We start from the raw sequence: 456 nt of genomic DNA, 5'->3' as shown, positions 1-456 counted from the left end.
CTCCACCACAACGGCCACCGCGGCCTCAGCGCCCGAGATCACCACGGACGACGGACCGTTGACCGCCGCCACACCCACCTCACCGTGGCCTTCCACCAACGGCAGAACATCGGCTTCCGACGCCCGCACCGACACCATCACACCACCCGAAGGCAGCGCCTGCATCAACCGACCACGCGCCGCCACCAGAGCACACGCGTCCTCCAGCGACCACACCCCCGCCACATACGCCGCAGCGATCTCACCGATCGAGTGACCGGCCACAAAATCGGGCGTCACACCCCACGACGAGGTCAGCCGGTAAAGCGCCACCTCCAGAGCGAACAGACCACACTGCGTGAACCCCGTCGCGTCCAGAGCATCGCCGTCCTCGAAGACGACCTCACGCAACGGCCGCTCCAGCAACCCATCGAACCCCGCACACACCTCATCGAAAGCCTCAGCGAACACAGGGAA

General features: G+C 66.2%; 1 protein-coding gene. It reads right to left on the bottom strand.

The features are described from left to right. Positions 1–456, bottom strand: a 456-nt coding sequence (locus CD790_RS34230; protein WP_144387278.1) for an acyltransferase domain-containing protein, incomplete at both ends; no start/stop codon positions are given.

Origin of the sequence: Streptomyces sp. SAJ15 (assembly GCF_007595705.1) — a bacterium.
Classification (GTDB): Bacteria; Actinomycetota; Actinomycetes; order Streptomycetales; family Streptomycetaceae; genus Streptomyces.
The sequence above is the reverse complement of the archived record's forward strand: the minus strand, read 5'-3'. Positions and strand labels throughout refer to the sequence as shown.